Origin of the sequence: Pseudomonas sp. Pse79 (genome assembly GCF_024519615.1) — a bacterium.
Taxonomy (GTDB): Bacteria; Pseudomonadota; Gammaproteobacteria; order Pseudomonadales; family Pseudomonadaceae; genus Aquipseudomonas; species Aquipseudomonas veronii.
Map to the genome: position 1 here is coordinate 12,124 of NZ_JALJRR010000026.1, position 15,159 is coordinate 27,282.

At 60.5% G+C, this 15,159-nt stretch carries 14 protein-coding genes; 8 read left to right on the forward strand and 6 right to left on the reverse strand.

Features of this window, described 5'->3' with window-relative positions:
- Window positions 1-80: 80 nt before the first annotated feature.
- The 6 genes from NR164_RS24980 (at window position 81) to NR164_RS25005 (ending at window position 6,327) form a co-directional block, all read left to right on the forward strand.
- Window positions 81-503 (forward strand): RidA family protein, encoded by a 423-nt coding sequence (locus NR164_RS24980; protein ID WP_017849372.1) that lies wholly within the window; start codon window positions 81-83, stop codon window positions 501-503.
- A gap of 54 nt (window positions 504-557) precedes the next feature.
- A complete protein-coding gene (locus NR164_RS24985) occupies window positions 558-1,007 on the forward strand; it encodes a type II 3-dehydroquinate dehydratase (protein ID WP_256823387.1) in 450 nt (149 codons plus the stop codon).
- An 88-nt stretch (window positions 1,008-1,095) separates the two neighbouring features.
- Window positions 1,096-2,346, forward strand: a complete 1,251-nt coding sequence (locus NR164_RS24990) for an NAD(P)/FAD-dependent oxidoreductase (protein ID WP_104902741.1) — start codon at window positions 1,096-1,098, stop codon at window positions 2,344-2,346.
- A gap of 75 nt (window positions 2,347-2,421) precedes the next feature.
- The gene (locus NR164_RS24995) at window positions 2,422-2,778 is read left to right on the forward strand and encodes a VOC family protein (protein WP_017849375.1); all 357 of its coding nucleotides are present in this window, start codon (window positions 2,422-2,424) and stop codon (window positions 2,776-2,778) included.
- A gap of 341 nt (window positions 2,779-3,119) precedes the next feature.
- Complete coding sequence (locus NR164_RS25000) at window positions 3,120-5,141, forward strand: FIST N-terminal domain-containing protein (RefSeq protein ID WP_057005958.1); 2,022 nt, start codon at window positions 3,120-3,122, stop codon at window positions 5,139-5,141.
- Between the two features lie 145 nt (window positions 5,142-5,286).
- Window positions 5,287-6,327 (forward strand): alpha/beta fold hydrolase, encoded by a 1,041-nt coding sequence (locus tag NR164_RS25005; protein WP_256823388.1) that lies wholly within the window; start codon window positions 5,287-5,289, stop codon window positions 6,325-6,327.
- A 54-nt stretch (window positions 6,328-6,381) separates the two neighbouring features.
- Here NR164_RS25005 and NR164_RS25010 read toward each other — a convergent pair whose 3' ends face one another.
- On the reverse strand, window positions 6,382-7,593 hold the full coding sequence (locus NR164_RS25010; RefSeq protein ID WP_046486823.1) for a YeeE/YedE family protein: 1,212 nt from the start codon (window positions 7,591-7,593) through the stop codon (window positions 6,382-6,384).
- A 138-nt stretch (window positions 7,594-7,731) separates the two neighbouring features.
- Between NR164_RS25010 and NR164_RS25015 the strand changes: the two genes are divergently transcribed.
- Complete coding sequence (locus NR164_RS25015; protein ID WP_017849380.1) at window positions 7,732-8,007, forward strand: metal/formaldehyde-sensitive transcriptional repressor; 276 nt, start codon at window positions 7,732-7,734, stop codon at window positions 8,005-8,007.
- Entirely contained in the window at window positions 8,004-8,924 is a 921-nt protein-coding gene (gene dmeF, locus NR164_RS25020; protein ID WP_017849381.1) for a CDF family Co(II)/Ni(II) efflux transporter DmeF, read from the forward strand. The genes NR164_RS25015 and dmeF overlap by 4 nt, the downstream gene beginning before the upstream one ends.
- Window positions 8,925-8,948: 24 nt before the next feature.
- Here the strand turns inward: dmeF and NR164_RS25025 are convergent, their stop codons facing one another.
- The 5 genes from NR164_RS25025 to NR164_RS25045 all read right to left on the reverse strand — a co-directional run bounded on the left by NR164_RS25025 (window position 8,949) and on the right by NR164_RS25045 (window position 14,853).
- A complete protein-coding gene (locus NR164_RS25025) occupies window positions 8,949-9,746 on the reverse strand; it encodes a DNA/RNA non-specific endonuclease (RefSeq protein ID WP_046382606.1) in 798 nt (265 codons plus the stop codon).
- Window positions 9,747-9,914: 168 nt separating this feature from the next.
- The gene (locus NR164_RS25030) at window positions 9,915-10,880 is read right to left on the reverse strand and encodes a fimbrial protein (protein WP_108524633.1); all 966 of its coding nucleotides are present in this window, start codon (window positions 10,878-10,880) and stop codon (window positions 9,915-9,917) included.
- Window positions 10,881-10,893: 13 nt separating this feature from the next.
- Window positions 10,894-13,374, reverse strand: a complete 2,481-nt coding sequence (locus NR164_RS25035) for a fimbria/pilus outer membrane usher protein (protein ID WP_256823389.1) — start codon at window positions 13,372-13,374, stop codon at window positions 10,894-10,896.
- A 182-nt stretch (window positions 13,375-13,556) separates the two neighbouring features.
- Window positions 13,557-14,237, reverse strand: a complete 681-nt coding sequence (locus NR164_RS25040; RefSeq protein WP_057005953.1) for a molecular chaperone — start codon at window positions 14,235-14,237, stop codon at window positions 13,557-13,559.
- Between the two features lie 94 nt (window positions 14,238-14,331).
- Window positions 14,332-14,853 (reverse strand): fimbrial protein, encoded by a 522-nt coding sequence (locus NR164_RS25045; protein WP_017845895.1) that lies wholly within the window; start codon window positions 14,851-14,853, stop codon window positions 14,332-14,334.
- Between the last annotated feature and the right edge of the window lie 306 nt (window positions 14,854-15,159).

Below are 15,159 nucleotides of genomic sequence, written 5' to 3' on the forward strand. Positions count from 1 at the left end.
TACCCCGCACAAATGCTGGTTTCGTCCGGCGACCGGCGATGTGAAGCTGATTGCATCCCGCTGCCGACGAGTCGCTCGCCATGCCCACTCATACCCGTATCCGCATGTTCAATACCAAACAGACCTATCCCAACCAGGCGTTGGACAACGACCTGTGCCAGGCCGTGCGCGCCGGCAACACCATCTATGTGCGCGGCCAGATCGGCACCGATTTCGACGGCAACCTGGTCGGCCTCGGCGACCCGCGTGCCCAGGCCGAACAGGCCATGAAAAACGTCAAGCAACTGCTTGAGGAGGCGGGTTCCGACCTGTCCCATATCGTCAAGACCACCACCTATCTGATCGACCCGCGCTACCGCGAGCCGGTGTACCAGGAGGTCGGCAAATGGCTCAAGGGCGTGTTCCCGATTTCCACCGGGCTGGTGATTTCCGGCCTCGGCCAACCGGAGTGGTTGATGGAGATCGATGTGATCGCCGTGGTGCCGGACGACTGGAGCGTATGAAGGCGGCCGACGCCCACCTCGTGCTGCACCTCGCCGAATAAGCCGGAGAACCTCATGCCCCACACCGTGTACTTCCTCAATGGCCCCAACGCCAACCTCTATGGGCTGGGCAAGGACGGCACCTACGGCAGTGCCAGCTTCGCCAGCATCGAAGCGCGTTGCCAGGGCCACGCCGCGAAGTTGGGCCTGACCCTGGACTTTCGCCAGAGCAACCATGAAGGCGTGCTGGTGGACTGGATTCAAGAGGCCCGCCTGAACGCCGACGCCATCGTGATCAACGCCGCCGGGCTGAGCTACAGCTCGGTGCCGATCCTCGATGCACTGCTGGCGTTCGACGGCCCGATCATCGAAGCGCACATGAGCAATATCTGGAAGCGCGAAAGCTTCCGGCATCACTCCTACGTGTCCAAAGCCGCCACCGGCGTGGTCGCCGGGCTGGGCGCGCTGGGTTACCAACTGGCACTCACGGCGGTGGCCGAACTGCTCGCAGAGCCGCCGCAGTGAACGGTATCACCCACGCGTCCACATTGGCGGTCCACCGCGACCGCGCCCGTTCTTTTCAGACAGACTTCTTACTATTCAGGCCTTTCCTATGTCAGTAGAAACCATCAACACCCTGGTAGTCGGCGCTGGCCAGGCCGGCGTCGCCATGAGCGAACACCTGTCCCTGATGGGCGTGCCGCATATCGTGCTGGAGCGCAGCCGCATCGCCGAGCGCTGGCGTTCGGAGCGCTGGGACTCGCTGGTCGCCAACGGCCCGGCCTGGCACGACCGTTTCCCCGGCCTGAAATTCGAGGGCATCTCCCCCGAAGCCTTCCCGCCCAAGGAGCGCATGGCCGACTACTTCCAAGCCTATGTCGAAATGCTCAACGCCCCGGTGCGTACCGGCGTCGAAGTGCAGCAAGTGGAGCGCCATGTCGGGCGCCCCGGCTTCAAGGTAACCACCTCGGCGGGCGTGATCGAGGCCGCTAACGTGGTGGCCGCCACCGGCCCGTTCCAACGCCCCTCGATCCCGGACATCGTCCCCGCCACCGCGCCGCTGCATCAGTTGCATTCCTGCGCCTACAAGAACCCCGGCCAACTGCCCGAAGGCGCCGTGCTGGTGGTCGGCGCCGGGGCCTCCGGCGCGCAAATCGCCGAAGAACTGCAAAAGGCCGGCAAAACCGTGTACCTCTCGGTCGGCGAACACTACCGCCCTCCCCGCGCCTACCGCGGCCGCGACTACTGCTGGTGGCTCGGCGCCCTGGGCCTGTGGGACGAAGTCAAAATCCAGCCGAAGAAAAAACACGTGGCCTTTGCCGTCAGCGGCTACGAAGGCGGCAAGACCGTCGACTTCCGCCGCCTCGCGCATCAAGGGATCAACCTGGTGGGCGTCACCGAACAGTGGAACGCAGGCGTCATGACCTTCGCCCCAGGCCTGGCCGCCAACGTGGCGCAGGGCGATCGGGCGTACTTCGACGTACTGCGCGACGCCGATGCGTACATCGAGGCAAACGGCTTGCCGTTCCCCGAAGAACCGCAAGCCTGGGAACTGCTGCCCGACCCGCAATGCCTGCTGAACCCGACTCTCAGCCTGGACCTGGCCGAAGCCGGCGTGACCACGATTCTATGGGCCACCGGCTTCAAGTTCGACTTCAGTTGGTTGAAGGTGGATGCGTTCGACGAGAACGGCGAACCGTTCCACAAACGCGGGATTTCGGCGCAGAGCGGGATCTATTTCCTGGGCCTGCCAAACCTGGTAAACCGGGCGTCGTCGTTTATCTATGGGGTTTGGCATGATGCGAAGTACGTGGCGGATCACATCGTGTTGCAGAACGAGTACATGGCGTATGGTAAGGCTTAGCGCCTTGTTCCCAGCGACATTTCAACGCTCGAACCGTTACAATCGCCGCTTTGGACATTCGCCAAGGAGGCAACCATGAGCGTTCGTGGTCAAGATCGACAGATCGACAATATTGAATTCAATGTCAGCGACATTGCCCGCAGCAAAGCCTTCTACGGCAACGCCTTCGGCTGGACGTTCGTCGACTACGGTCCGACCTATACCGAATTCAGCGATGGCCGGCTGACCGGTGGTTTCACCACCGGGGAGCCGGTTCGACCGGGCGGCCCTTTAATCATCTTGTATTCGGACAATCTGGCAGACGCGCAACAGCGGCTCAAGGCTCTGGGCGCGGTGATCTCCCGCGAAACCTTTGCGTTCCCCGGTGGAAGCAGGTTCCACTTCATTGATCCCGACGGCTATGAACTGGCCGTGTGGACCGCGCAACCGTAGATCCAGTTGGAATACCGGCGGCTTCGACACTTTATGTTTGCCGACCTTGAGTTCAATGGCGCCCGCGACCAAAAGACAATTGCGCGCGCAAAGTATATTGGCCTCAATCAATGGGAAATCTGGCTGGAAGGTGTCAAGACCGGTGAAGTTTTCAGTCAACGCCTACACTGATCCGCGATAAAGGGGGCACACTTATTCGCCAGTTAAATGGCGGCAATAAATTGTCCTGTTCACTTTGTCGCACCCCCTCTGTTACGGCTCCAGCCCCCGCCATATCGGCCGATAACTTGATTAACCGCAAGCCCAACGCATGCGCCCCTCACTGGATCGAGCCCGCCGCCATGAACCCACTCAACCTTCTAAAAAAAGCCCGGGCCGATCGACAAGGCACCGCCACCCTCACCTGCACCGCCAATGAACTGGAATCCTCATTGGCCAACCTGCGCATCACGCCCGTGCTGATCACCGGTTTCATCTCTCCGCACCTGGACATCGACCAGATTGCCGCCAAGCTCAAGCGTCGCTTTCCCCACACCAGCATCAGCCTGTGTACCACCGCTGGCGAGTTGTGCAACGCGGCGAATTCGCTGTATTGCACCACCGGCGAGCGCTGGGACCGGATTGTCCTGCAGTTGTTCGACGACAGTCTGATCGCCTCGGCCGAGGTGGTGATGGTGCCGCTGGAGTGTGAGGACATCCGCAGCGGCGGCAAGCGCATGGGGATGAAGGAGCGGATTGCCAAGCTGACGAGCAATATCAAGCGGGTACAGGCACACACGCCGATCGACCATCGCGACACCCTGGCCTATGTGGTGTTCGATGGGCTGTCCGCGTCGGAGTCGTTTTTCATGGAGGCGCTGTATGAGTCGGGGCGCTTCCCCTGCCTGTTTGTCGGCGGTTCGGCCGGGGGTAAGTTGGATTTCCAGAAAACCCTGATCCATGACGGCCAGCGCAGTTATCAGAACCACGCACAGATCGTGTTCCTGAAAACCGCCGCGAATGTGCGTTTTGGCGTATTTAAAAGCCAGAATTTCAAACCGGCTGACTTGACCTTCAGCGTGCTGACCGCCTCCGAAGAGGACCGCACGATTGACCAGGTGATCGACAGCGCGGGCAATATCAAGAGCATGGTGCAGGCGCTGTGTGACGCGTTCAGTTGCGCGCCCCAGGCGCTGGAAGCGAAGTTGGCGGATTTCTCGTTTGCCATCCGCGTGGGCAATGAATTGTTCGTGCGCTCCATCGCACGGATCGACTATGAACAGCAGATCGTCCAGCTGTATTGCGACGTGGCCCCCGGCGAGGAGCTGGTGATGGTGCGGCGCACGCCGTTGCGTGAGGCCACCCGCACCGACTACGCGCAGTTCCTGCGCGGCAAGGGCGGCCAGCCGGTGGCGGGCATTCTCAATGACTGCATTTTGCGCAGGCTGAACAACCCCAGCGAATTGGGCAGCATGGCCGGGACGTTTGGCGATGTGCCGCTGGCGGGGCTGTCGACCTTCGGTGAAATCCTTGGCCTGAACCTGAACCAGACCCTGACCGCGATTTTCTTCTTTCGAGTGGCCAAGGGCGCCAGCTACAGCGACGAATACCTGGACAACTTCATTGCGCACTACGGCGAGTTCAAAGCCTTCTTCCTACGCCGCCAGGTAAATAAACTGGCCGGATTGAACCATGTGGTGGTCAAGCAGATTGCCGCGTTCAAAAACAATGACTTCAGCGGCGCCCTGAATACCCGCGGGCTGGACAGCAATATCCTGCCGGTATTCGAGGGCCTGGCAGACCTCGGCCAAGTGCTGGCCCAGGCCGAACGTCAACAGGCGGAAATCGCCTCGCAGATCAAGCATTACTCCGGCGAACTGCACGCCTCGATGGACGAACTGGTGGGCACCATCGACCAGCAGAACAGCGTGTCTGCAAAGGCCGGGGCGACGGTCGAGGGCTTGTCCAGCCAGGCGGATGATGCCGTGGTCGGCGCGCGGACCCTGGCCGGTTCGAGTTTGCGTATCCAGTCGATTGTGCAGGTGATTCAGCAAATCGCCGGCCAGACCAACCTGCTGGCGCTCAACGCCGCCATCGAAGCCGCGCGCGCAGGCGACCTGGGCCGCGGTTTTGCGGTAGTGGCGGATGAGGTGCGCAAGCTGGCGGAAATCACCCGCAAGAATGCGGCGGAAATCGGTGTGGATATCGACCTGCTGTCCGGCGAAATCCAGCGTGTTGCCCAGCAGATTGAAGACCAGTCCAGCGGCGTCGGCGCCTTGCGCGAAATGCTCGATGCGCTGGAGGCGTCAAGCCGCGCCACCGAGGGGACCGCGCAACGGACCAAGACGATTGCGGATACGCTGACTGGGCTTACGCATGCGTAGGCCCCCAAGGGGTCGATGTCGGATGTTCGAGTAGCGGGAACAGCGTGTTCAGCCAGAGGTCGCGCGTGTTGGGCTGCTCGCGAGTATCTGGCTGGGCAGCCTTTCAGGCTATGATGCGGCGCTCACATCAAGGACGATAGAAACCGTGAAAACCGCCCTCACCGCTCTGCTCCTGATCTGCCTGACCACGCCCGCGCTCGCGGTCGACAACGCCATCGGCTTCCAAACCGCTACGCTGGCCGATGCTCACCATGAGCGTCCGCTGGAGATGGTCGTCTGGTACCCCGCCGCCACCACCGCAACCGCCGAACCGATCGCCGACAGCGTGGCTTTTATCGGCGCCCTCGCGGTGCCCAACGCGCCGCCGGCGAGCGGCGAGCATCCCCTGGTCGTGCTCTCCCACGGTTACGGCGGTAATTGGGGCAATCAGGCGTGGCTGGCCAGTGCATTGGCGCACCGGGGTTACATCGTCGCAGCGGTCAATCACCCGGGCACCACCACCAGGGATCGCAGCCCGCAAGCCGCCGCGCAGTTATGGCAACGGCCCAAAGACGTGAGCCGGGCCATCGATGCGGTGCTGGCGCAGCCGAAGCAATTTGGCGCGGTCGCCAAAAACCGGATCGCTGCGGCAGGCCATTCCCTCGGTGGCTGGACCGTGATGGAACTCGCCGGGGCACGGTTCGACCCCGACCTTTTCGCCCAGGACTGCGACGCACACCCGAAGTTGGGCGGTTGCATCGTCTACCACCAGATCAACCCCGCCAACACGCCAGCCGCAAAGGCCCAACTGGCCGCTGACCTGCGCGACAAGCGCGTCAGCGCCGTGGTGTCATTGGACCTGGGCCTGTCACGCGGTATGACCGACGCCAGTCTGGCCGCATTGTCAGTGCCGACGCTGGTGATCGCGGGAGCGGTGCCCTCGGAGGATATGCCCGCCGAGTTGGAGTCCGCCGACTTGGCCAGGCGCCTGCCAACAGCCTCGACGCGCTACGTAGCGATCAGCGACGCCACCCACTTCAGCTTTATGTCGATCTGCAAGCCCGGCGCGGTGGCGTTGATTGAGGAAGATTCGCCAGGCGATGGCGTGATCTGCCGGGACCGCGACGGCGCGCGGCCACGGCAGGTGATCCAGCAGCAGGTCGTCGCGCTGATCACACAGTTTCTGCAGCCGACACCCCACAATTAAAACAAAGGGCGGCTCAAGACAAAGCGCATCGGGGCAGCACGTGTGCGGGCATTCTCAGCACCCGCTCAACGCCACCTGCGGCCGCTCGCCGGCAAAGAAGAACGGGCGCAACCGCACGCCGACGCTGTTGCCGATGAACGCCGCCACCAGCCACACCCAGCCATGCAGGCTGCCGGAGGCGATGCCGCTGAAGTACGCGCCGATGTTGCAACCGTAGGCCAGGCGCGAGCCGTAACCGAGCAGCAGGCCACCGATCACCGCCGCCATCAGCGAGCGCGCAGGAATGTTCAGGTTGGGGGCGAAACGCCCGGCCAGGCCGGCGGCCAGGAGCGCACCGAGGACGATGCCAATGTCCATCACGCTGGTGATGTCTTCCCACACCGGCGCGGCCAGGGCCTTGGCGTTGCCCGGCATTTGCCAGAACGCCCAACTGCCCACCTCCACACCCAGGCCGCTCGCCACCTTGGCGCCCCACAGCGCGAACGCCGAGGTGATGCCCCACGGCCGTCCGGCCAGGGCCAGGGTTGCGTAATTGAGCAGGGCCAGGCCAATCGCGCCCCACACCAAGGGCCAGGGGCCACGCAGGAAGCGGCGCAAGCCTTGATGCTCGCTGGTCACGCCGGCTTCCAGTTGACCATGACGGGCCTTTTCCAGGCGCACGCTGACGGCTGCGATAAGGCCGAACACCGCCAGGTTCAGAAGCAGCGCCGGCATGACGCCGACACTTTTGACGATGGACGTCGCCGGGAACGCCGGCAGTGCAAACCACCAGCCCACATGGTGCGTGGCGATCAACGAACCACAGATAAAGAAGAACAGCGTCACCAACATGCGCGCATTACCGCCGCCCACGGTGAACAGGGTGCCCGACGCACAGCCGCCGCCCAACTGCATGCCGATGCCGAAAATGAACGCACCGAACACCACCGATACCCCGGCCGGCGCTACCAGCCCGACCACCGGCTGGCCGAACAACGTGCCCGCCCCCAGCGCCGGGAAGAACAGCAATACCGCTATCGCCAGCATCACCATTTGCGCACGCAAACCGGCGCCGCGCCGGTCATTGATAAACACGCGCCAGGCCGAGGTGAAACCGAAGGCGGCGTGGTACAGGGTCAAGCCCAGCGCCGCGCCGACGACCAGCAACAGCACCTGGCGCATGCCGACAAGGTTGTGCAGGAACACGGCGCCCAGCACCAGGAGCACAAAGGCCACCAGGGGCGCGACAGGCTTGCGCGCAGAGGTTGTGGAAAGAGAGGTGCTCATGAGGTATCTCAATTCATTTGAAGGGGGTTGATGACCAGACCGTCGAGTATAAACCGAGAGGGTCTGTCTCTCGGCGGAAGATTGCATAGGGGGGCGGGGTATGCCATGCTCCGCGCCTCATAGGTAGGGGGGTATATTTTGAGCCATATAGCGGCCAATAAAGACAGTCTGATCAAGCGCGTCAAGCGCATTGCCGGTCAGATTCAAGCGGTGGAAAGAGCGTTGGAATCGGACAGCGATTGCGCCAAGACCCTGCACCTGGTCGCCGCCACACGCGGCGCCATCAACGGCTTGATGGAAGAAATCATCGAAGAACATGCCCGGGCGCATGTGGCGGACCCATCCCTCAGCGAGGAAGAACGCAACCAGGGCGTCGAAGAGTTGCTTGAAGCCATTCGGCGGTACTCCAAATGAGCCTTGATCATACCCACGAGCATGTCTTCCTCGGCTCGGCCCACGAAGAAAACGCCAAGCGCACCTTATGGGTGGTGATGTTGACGGTGGTGATGATGGTCGCGGAAATCGCCGCCGGCGCCCTCACCGGTTCGATGGCCCTGCTGGCCGACGGTTTTCATATGGCCACCCACGCGGGTGCGTTGGGCATCGCCGCCGCGGCCTACGCCTATGCCCGACGCCATGCGTCGAGCCCGCGTTTCAGCTTCGGCACCGGCAAGGTCGGTGATCTGGGCGGCTTTGCCTCGGCGCTGATCCTGGCGCTGGTGTCCCTGGGCATTGGCATCGAGTCGGTCATGCGCCTGTTGCAACCGACCGACGTGCAGTTCGGCACCGCGACGTTGATTGCCGTGGTGGGGCTGGTGGTCAATATCGTCAGTGCGCTGTTGCTCGGCCACGGTCATAGCCACGGGCATGACCACGAACACGAACATGCCCACGGCCACCATGGCCACGATAACAACCTGAGATCCGCCTATGTGCATGTGCTCGCCGATGCACTGACCTCGGTGCTGGCAATCGCTGCGCTGCTCGCGGGGCGGTACCTGGGTTGGGTCTGGCTCGACCCGTTGATGGGTATCGTCGGCGCCATCGTGATCGCACGCTGGGCCTGGAGCTTGATGGGCGTGACTGCCGGCGTACTACTCGATCAGACCCATGAGCATGTTGCTGCGGAGATCCGGGAGCTGGTGGAACAACCGGGCGACGCGACGATTACCGACTTGCACGTCTGGCAGGTAGGGCCCGGTGTGCATGCGGCAATCGTGAGCGTTGTCGGCCGCTCCACAGCGGATGCCGACAGCATTCGCGAGCGCCTCAAACCGGTGCATGAAGTGAGTCACCTCACCGTCGAGTTTCGCACGCTCGATGTGGCGTAGCGCGACGCTGGGTGACTCCCCCTCTTACGTGCGCCCTACTGACCCGGAGACCGGAAGATTACCGAGCAACTTCAGCCCGGTACTCTTCACGAACGCGTCATAGTCCATTGGCCGCTGGATGCGCGTCTGCGCGTTGGGCAGCACGTAAGCCCAGGCGCGTTTCGACGAAGCGTCGTACACCAGCTTGAACAGGCGCGTCGGCACCCAGACCTGGTTGTCGCCGATGGTGCCGTAGCCGGGGTCAAACAACGGGCCGGTGAACACAAACACATCACCGCCAGCGCGCTTGGCGAACTTGCGCACATCCGCCTCGACCTTGCTCCAGATCTTACGGTTGTTGGTAGGGTCTTGCGGCACCATGTTCGACAGTGCAAACGACTGCGCCATGGCATGGGCGTTCGGTGCGTCGGCGGCCGGCGACTGGTGGCCACGGTCGACGGCCGGATGCTGGCTGTGGTAGTCACTCAACTCTGCACGGCCATCCTTGGGGATGCGCGGGTCGGGGTAGAACAGGTTGGTGCGCTCCTCGCCTTTGGCATCCTGCAATTGCTCGGCGTTCAGGCGCTCGACCACCACCAGCGGCGTCTTGCTGGTCTGCGAATAGAGCACCGCAAAATTGTCCGAACACAGGGCCAGGGGCCGCATGCTGGCGGGTACGGTGGCAGTGTTGATGGGTTTGGCGGCGGGGAAAAGATCGGCACAGCCATCAAAGGAGGCACGTTGTTCGGTGGCCGTGTAGAGGTCAGGCAGACTGCGGGCATGGGCCGCGGTCGAGAGTAAAACAAGGGCCGACAGCCCGACTGCAATGTTGCGTAGGTACATGTTCTAGATCTTTTGGCTGAGGATAAACCGACAACCATCAACGATGGTGCGGGGGCTGTTGACCGTGAAAAACCAGGTTAGTGCCGCAGGGCTGCGCCTGCTCTAGCCCCGGCATTACAGCAGAAAATTCCCACACCCCGCAGCGCTACGTCCGACCTCCGGGTTTGGTCAGTTGTAGGTCATGGTAAACGTCGCGGTGCTGTTGGCCTGGCCGGCGGTAACGTTGGCATCGGTCTGGTAGTAACGTGCCACCAACGGGATTGCATAGGGGCCGTCGCTGACCGTAGTGCCCGCGGCAATCGGCGTTCTAAGCGTGACGGGGGTATTGTTGTAGTAGAGCCTTACGCCAACCCCGGTTGCGGCGGTAGGAGACGCATTCAGTGCCAGCACCCCAGCAATCCCGGAGCTGTGGGCGTTGCCATCCAGGGCAACTTTGACCCGTGTATTGGCATCGCAATCGAGCGGGATGGAAAAGTTGATTTCATCTCCCGCGCTTCCCGGGCCGGTGAACTGGCTTCGCGGCACATTGCCCATGGGCACAGGGATGGACGTATTGGAGACCGAACAAGCGACGGGAATGATGGTATTGCTGCCGGACAGGCTGGCGTAAGCAGCATAAAAATAATTAACGATACTGCCTGAGGCGAGTCTTCCATTCGTCAGAACACCGGCCCCAACTGCCCCCGAAGTGGTTTTTACCAACTGCACGGTAATTCCGGGTTCAGGCAGCGCAACAGTGCTGGGCCCGTTGAAGTTGACATCGTAAGGCATAGCGCCGCCGAAGAATAATACACGAATCCCCACACCCGCTATATTGGTGTTGTATACGTTATTCCCATATGCACTGATGACTCTGAACTGTTCCATTGCAAAGCGATGCACATAATTCACACTGCAGCCGTAAAAATACCGGCCACCATTGTAGGCGCCGGTATTGGCGGTTGCCAAAACCGTGCCGATGGGAGTATCACGCTGGACAATCAACGTTCCAAAATTTACCGTTCGCGTCAACGCCGACGACACGCCATTGTAAAAACGGCACGATGCCAATGCGTTATTCGATAACACCGTTAAAACCCATGCCGCACTGCCAAAACAGAACAACCTAATCAGCGTCCGTTGTACACCCAGCATAAAAAGCCCTCCATTAATTGCATGACACCGATAACGTCCTGATGATTGAAAACGGCTGCGACCCTTCAATGGATATCGGTAAAACAAAAGCTGCCGTGCATTGTTGGTCCGCTTGCTCGCCCCACTGAACCTTCACTTCACCCTGTTCCGGCATGCCGCTTAGATAAACCTCCCCTTCCAGGCCGACAATGCCGCTGCTGGCAAACGTCGTCGACTCTTGCACCAGCGTTGCGCTGGCGCCGAACGTGACGGGTTTTCCCTGATATGTGAGGGCCATCAGTACCCGGCTGCCGACGCGGGTCTGGAAATCCGCGAGCACCAAGGCGCCACGGGTCGGGATGACCGATTGGGTATTGGCCTCGATGTCGATGTCATCGGCCAGTGTTTCGGTGCTCAACGCAATGCGGTTGCGACGATAGGTGCTGACATGAGGAACCAGCGCATAACCGCGCCAATCGGTATTGACCCCGGTGTTGTTTTGCACTTTGACCCCGGCAGCGCCAGGCGCGCGCACCAGCGCCATGGTTTCGCCCTGAGGTTGGGAGAAAGTAATGCCGAACGGGTGCGCAACGACGCCACCCTGCGCGCCATAGTTGAGTTGTCGGGAGTGTCGCTCGTAGTTGTAACCGAGCTTGGTTTCCGCGTAAGCGCCTTTATACGTCGCGTGAGCATTGCCGCTGTTGCCTTGCCCTGGGCTGGCATAACCCTGGCTGACGCTGTAGATCAGATTATCGTCCGGCAGCGTCGCGCCACTGAGCCCCAGTTCGTGGGCGGTCTTTCCCTGTGCATCGGTATTCAGGTTGTAATTCACCCAGCTATTACGCAGAGCACTCCCCAACGGCAACTGGATATTGAATGCCAGTTGCTGGTCATTGCGCTTGCGCCCGTTATACGCGGGGGTCTGCGTGTAGGCATAACTCAAACCGTAGGTCACGCCGCCCCGGCTCAGGTTATAACCGGCACTCAGGCTCCGTTCGTAACCGGTTTGTCGCCAGAAGTCCTGCTGATAACCATTGATATAAAAGTTGCCGTATTCGCCCAGGGACTGGTTGATATTGAGTTGCGCACGGCTGCGCCGGTTATACAGGCGTCGCCAGTCATTGAAGTTGCCGGGGTCGATCTCATTGGCTTCCTGGAAATCGTAATAACCGCTGGTGGAATAACGGTAACCGGCCAGGGTGAACGTGGTGTTGGTGGCCGCGACATCCTTCGCATATTGAAAGCGTACCGACTGGCCATCGTGCCGGGAACCCTGGCGCAACTCGGTGCGGGCCTGGCTCACATCCATGGAAAGCGAGCCCCATTCGCCAAACCCGTGGCCGACACCCAAGGACGTCGCCGAATACTTCGCCGAGGCAAGGACACCCGCGTACACGGTGGTGTCGCCGGGCAACCCGTAAATCAGCGTACCCTGGGCAAATGCGGGGGTGCTGCTCTTGCTCGCCGTCGAACGGTATTCGCCCGCGACCAGCGAATACTTGAAGCGCCCTTCCCGGACCATCACCGGCACCGCCGAAAAAGGCTGAATCGAGCTGCGCACGCTGCCATCGGCCTCGGTGATGGTGACTTCCATATCGCCGCTGGAAGACGTGGGGTACAAATCCGTGATTTCGAATGCGCCGGCGGGCACATAAGTCTGATAGATGATGTAGCCGTTCTGGCGCACCGTCACCTGGGCGTTGCTGCGGGCGATGCCTCTCACCACCGGGGCGAACCCACGCAGGCTGTCGGGGTACATGTTGTCGTCCGAGGCCAATTGAATGCCCTGATACTGCACGCTGTTGAACAACTCCCCCGGCGTGAAGCTGTCCCCCACGACCAACTGGCTCTTCAACGAATGCACATCACGCTGAAGGTACGTATTGAGGCTGGCCCATTGGGCTCGGCGGTCACCCTGGGTGTAAGTCGAGTAGTTACGTAGCCGCCAGGCGCCCAGGTTCAACCCGCTGCGCAGGTTCAGGTAGTAATTGTCATCGCTGCCGGAACGCCCTTCGCGCCGGGTGTTCGCACCGCTGAAACTGTAATTGAGCAGCGCGGCCGGCAGGCCTTGGTCCCACTGTTCAGGATCAATCTGCCCGCGTGCTTCACGGGTGAGCGCCGCTTGGGGAATGCTGATGTCCAGACGGCGCTGATGAAAGTTGAACACGCTGCCCGCATCTGGAATGTATGCCTGCAGGTTGCTGATGGGGGTTTCCTGGGGCAGTTCGCGCAACGCAGGAAACGCCTGCAACTTGACGCCCATCTCCTGTAATTGTCGTGGGGTAAGTTCAGGTTGCAACAGACCGTCCAGCGCAACGAAGTTAATATCGCGACTGGCTATTCGTCGGTCGTTCAAGTAGAGGTCCACTGAATAACTTCCAGGCAACTGCCCGCCCTGATTGGAGAATGCGTCGAGGTCGACCCACGTTTGTTCTGCATTGTCGATCTCCAAGGCACTGGCATTGAAATACTCGCGCGCCAGCGCATTGGACGCACACAGCGTAATGCCTATCATGCATTTGAGTGCATGCGCGGCCAGCACCTTTAGTTTCAGGCGTAGCATTCCATTATTTATAGCGTTCATATAAGAAGCCCCGCAATCCGGGCAACACAGTGCCCGCCACCCCAACACCAAAGGGCGGTTGATCCAACGCATTAACGAAACAGGTAGCCGTTAAAACTAACAGCCCTTATTAATTAGAGTGGCGCACTGGCCTGCGGCGTAATACCGCCATAATCATTGATGGCTTGCCAACTGACGGCTCCACTTGCACCTTCCGGCATCGGCCAGGCCAATGTACTTTTGGGAGCAACCATACCGGCATCGTTAATAACCTGGTCACCCACGCTCACGCGAAAAAAAGATACGTGATACGCCGTAGGGTTGTTGACCTGCAACGCTTTACCTACCCGCGTAAAGACCAGTGCCTTATAAGCATTCAGCGACTCTCCTGGCATTCCCGGCGGGCGATAGAAGAGTTTTATCCGACTCTTCACAGAAATCAGCAGTTGGTTTTCTTCGGTTTTTTCCGAGGCGGGAATCGACTTGATATTCACCCAGAACACCGACTCTCTGTCCTGCGGAAAATCCCCTCCGGTGCGAATGATGCGCAGCACATTCTCCTGCTCGGCATCCAGCCGAAACAGCGGCGGCGTCATGATAAACGGCGCCTTGCCAAGTGCAGTCTGCGCCCCGTCATCGACCCATGACTGAATCAGATACGGCTTGGTCTTCTCGGTGTTTTTCACCGAAATCGAGGCTTCTTTCCTTGAGCCGTCGTACACCACCCGCGTGCCCCCCACCACCACACCCGCAATAGCCGTATGCACCGTACCGACCAGCAGGCCGGCGGTTAACATGTATTTCAGCCACCCCATCGACGTATCTCCTACCGACGCTTTGCTCAAGCCTGCACGTGAGCAAACCCACTTGTTGAGAAGGCCGAGCAGCGTGCCCGGCCTGTCTTAGTGATCAGTTATAAATAACTGTGAAATCACTGACGGCGTTGCCGGAACCGGCCACCACTGGAGCGGTTGCCACATATTTGGCGAAGAAGTTGAAGGTGGTGTCGGCTACCGGAGAAAGAGGCTTGCTGACGGACGGGGAGCCCACGGGAATCAACGTAGCGGCATCCCCCTCATACACACCGATCGCCACACCCTCGGCGGTTCCAGCCCCACTCGTCAGGGCAATCAAACTGCTGTTATTCCCGTCGGTCGGGCCATCAAACTTTACGACCGCGCTGGTGGCCGTGGCCGGGCAGTTAGTCAGGACGATATCGAACCGGGTCGGGGCCGCGGTATCGCCGACATTGGCCAATGCCGTTGAACTGACCGTCCCCATTGTCACCGTCTGATTGGCAGTGCCGGGTGTAACAGTACACGCGGCATCGGTGATCGTACCGGTGAAGTTAATAGTGCCGTCCGCCGCATGGCTGAGCGCCGAAAATGCAGAGCACGCCAACAATGTGCATACGATTAATTTTTTATTCACACGACTATTCCTTATCACGTCAAGTTATGCAGGCATTCAACTAACTACTGGGGAGCAAGTCTCAATGCCAACCTTTTTCTAGAGCAAACAGCTCCACAGGCGGATGACTGTCAGCCAGCTCGTCTTTGCTTTTCAGATTTGCCCTCTTGTTGTGAGAGAGCGGCGTCGATGATCAAGGCTTTTTAAAGAAATACCTACGTCGAAAAATCGGCGTGTGCTGTGGGGCTTTTCTCTGTTTTCCAATTATTTGAATTGCAGCACGCTCGACTATGTGATCCGCAGGGCAAAAACCAGCCAAACAGGCTG

What these genes read in the sequence shown, in the direction of transcription:
- NR164_RS25025 (WP_046382606.1), bottom strand. Translation starts at nt 9,746, where the DNA reads ATGTACCTACGCAACATTGCAGTCGGGCTGTCGGCCCTTGTTTTACTC.
- NR164_RS24985 (WP_256823387.1), top strand. Translation starts at nt 558, where the DNA reads ATGCCCCACACCGTGTACTTCCTCAATGGCCCCAACGCCAACCTCTAT.
- NR164_RS24990 (WP_104902741.1), top strand. Translation starts at nt 1,096, where the DNA reads ATGTCAGTAGAAACCATCAACACCCTGGTAGTCGGCGCTGGCCAGGCC.
- NR164_RS25010 (WP_046486823.1), bottom strand. Translation starts at nt 7,593, where the DNA reads ATGAGCACCTCTCTTTCCACAACCTCTGCGCGCAAGCCTGTCGCGCCC.
- NR164_RS25040 (WP_057005953.1), bottom strand. Translation starts at nt 14,237, where the DNA reads ATGGGGTGGCTGAAATACATGTTAACCGCCGGCCTGCTGGTCGGTACG.
- NR164_RS24995 (WP_017849375.1), top strand. Translation starts at nt 2,422, where the DNA reads ATGAGCGTTCGTGGTCAAGATCGACAGATCGACAATATTGAATTCAAT.
- NR164_RS25035 (WP_256823389.1), bottom strand. Translation starts at nt 13,374, where the DNA reads ATGATAGGCATTACGCTGTGTGCGTCCAATGCGCTGGCGCGCGAGTAT.
- dmeF (WP_017849381.1), top strand. Translation starts at nt 8,004, where the DNA reads ATGAGCCTTGATCATACCCACGAGCATGTCTTCCTCGGCTCGGCCCAC.
- NR164_RS25030 (WP_108524633.1), bottom strand. Translation starts at nt 10,880, where the DNA reads ATGCTGGGTGTACAACGGACGCTGATTAGGTTGTTCTGTTTTGGCAGT.
- NR164_RS25000 (WP_057005958.1), top strand. Translation starts at nt 3,120, where the DNA reads ATGAACCCACTCAACCTTCTAAAAAAAGCCCGGGCCGATCGACAAGGC.
- NR164_RS24980 (WP_017849372.1), top strand. Translation starts at nt 81, where the DNA reads ATGCCCACTCATACCCGTATCCGCATGTTCAATACCAAACAGACCTAT.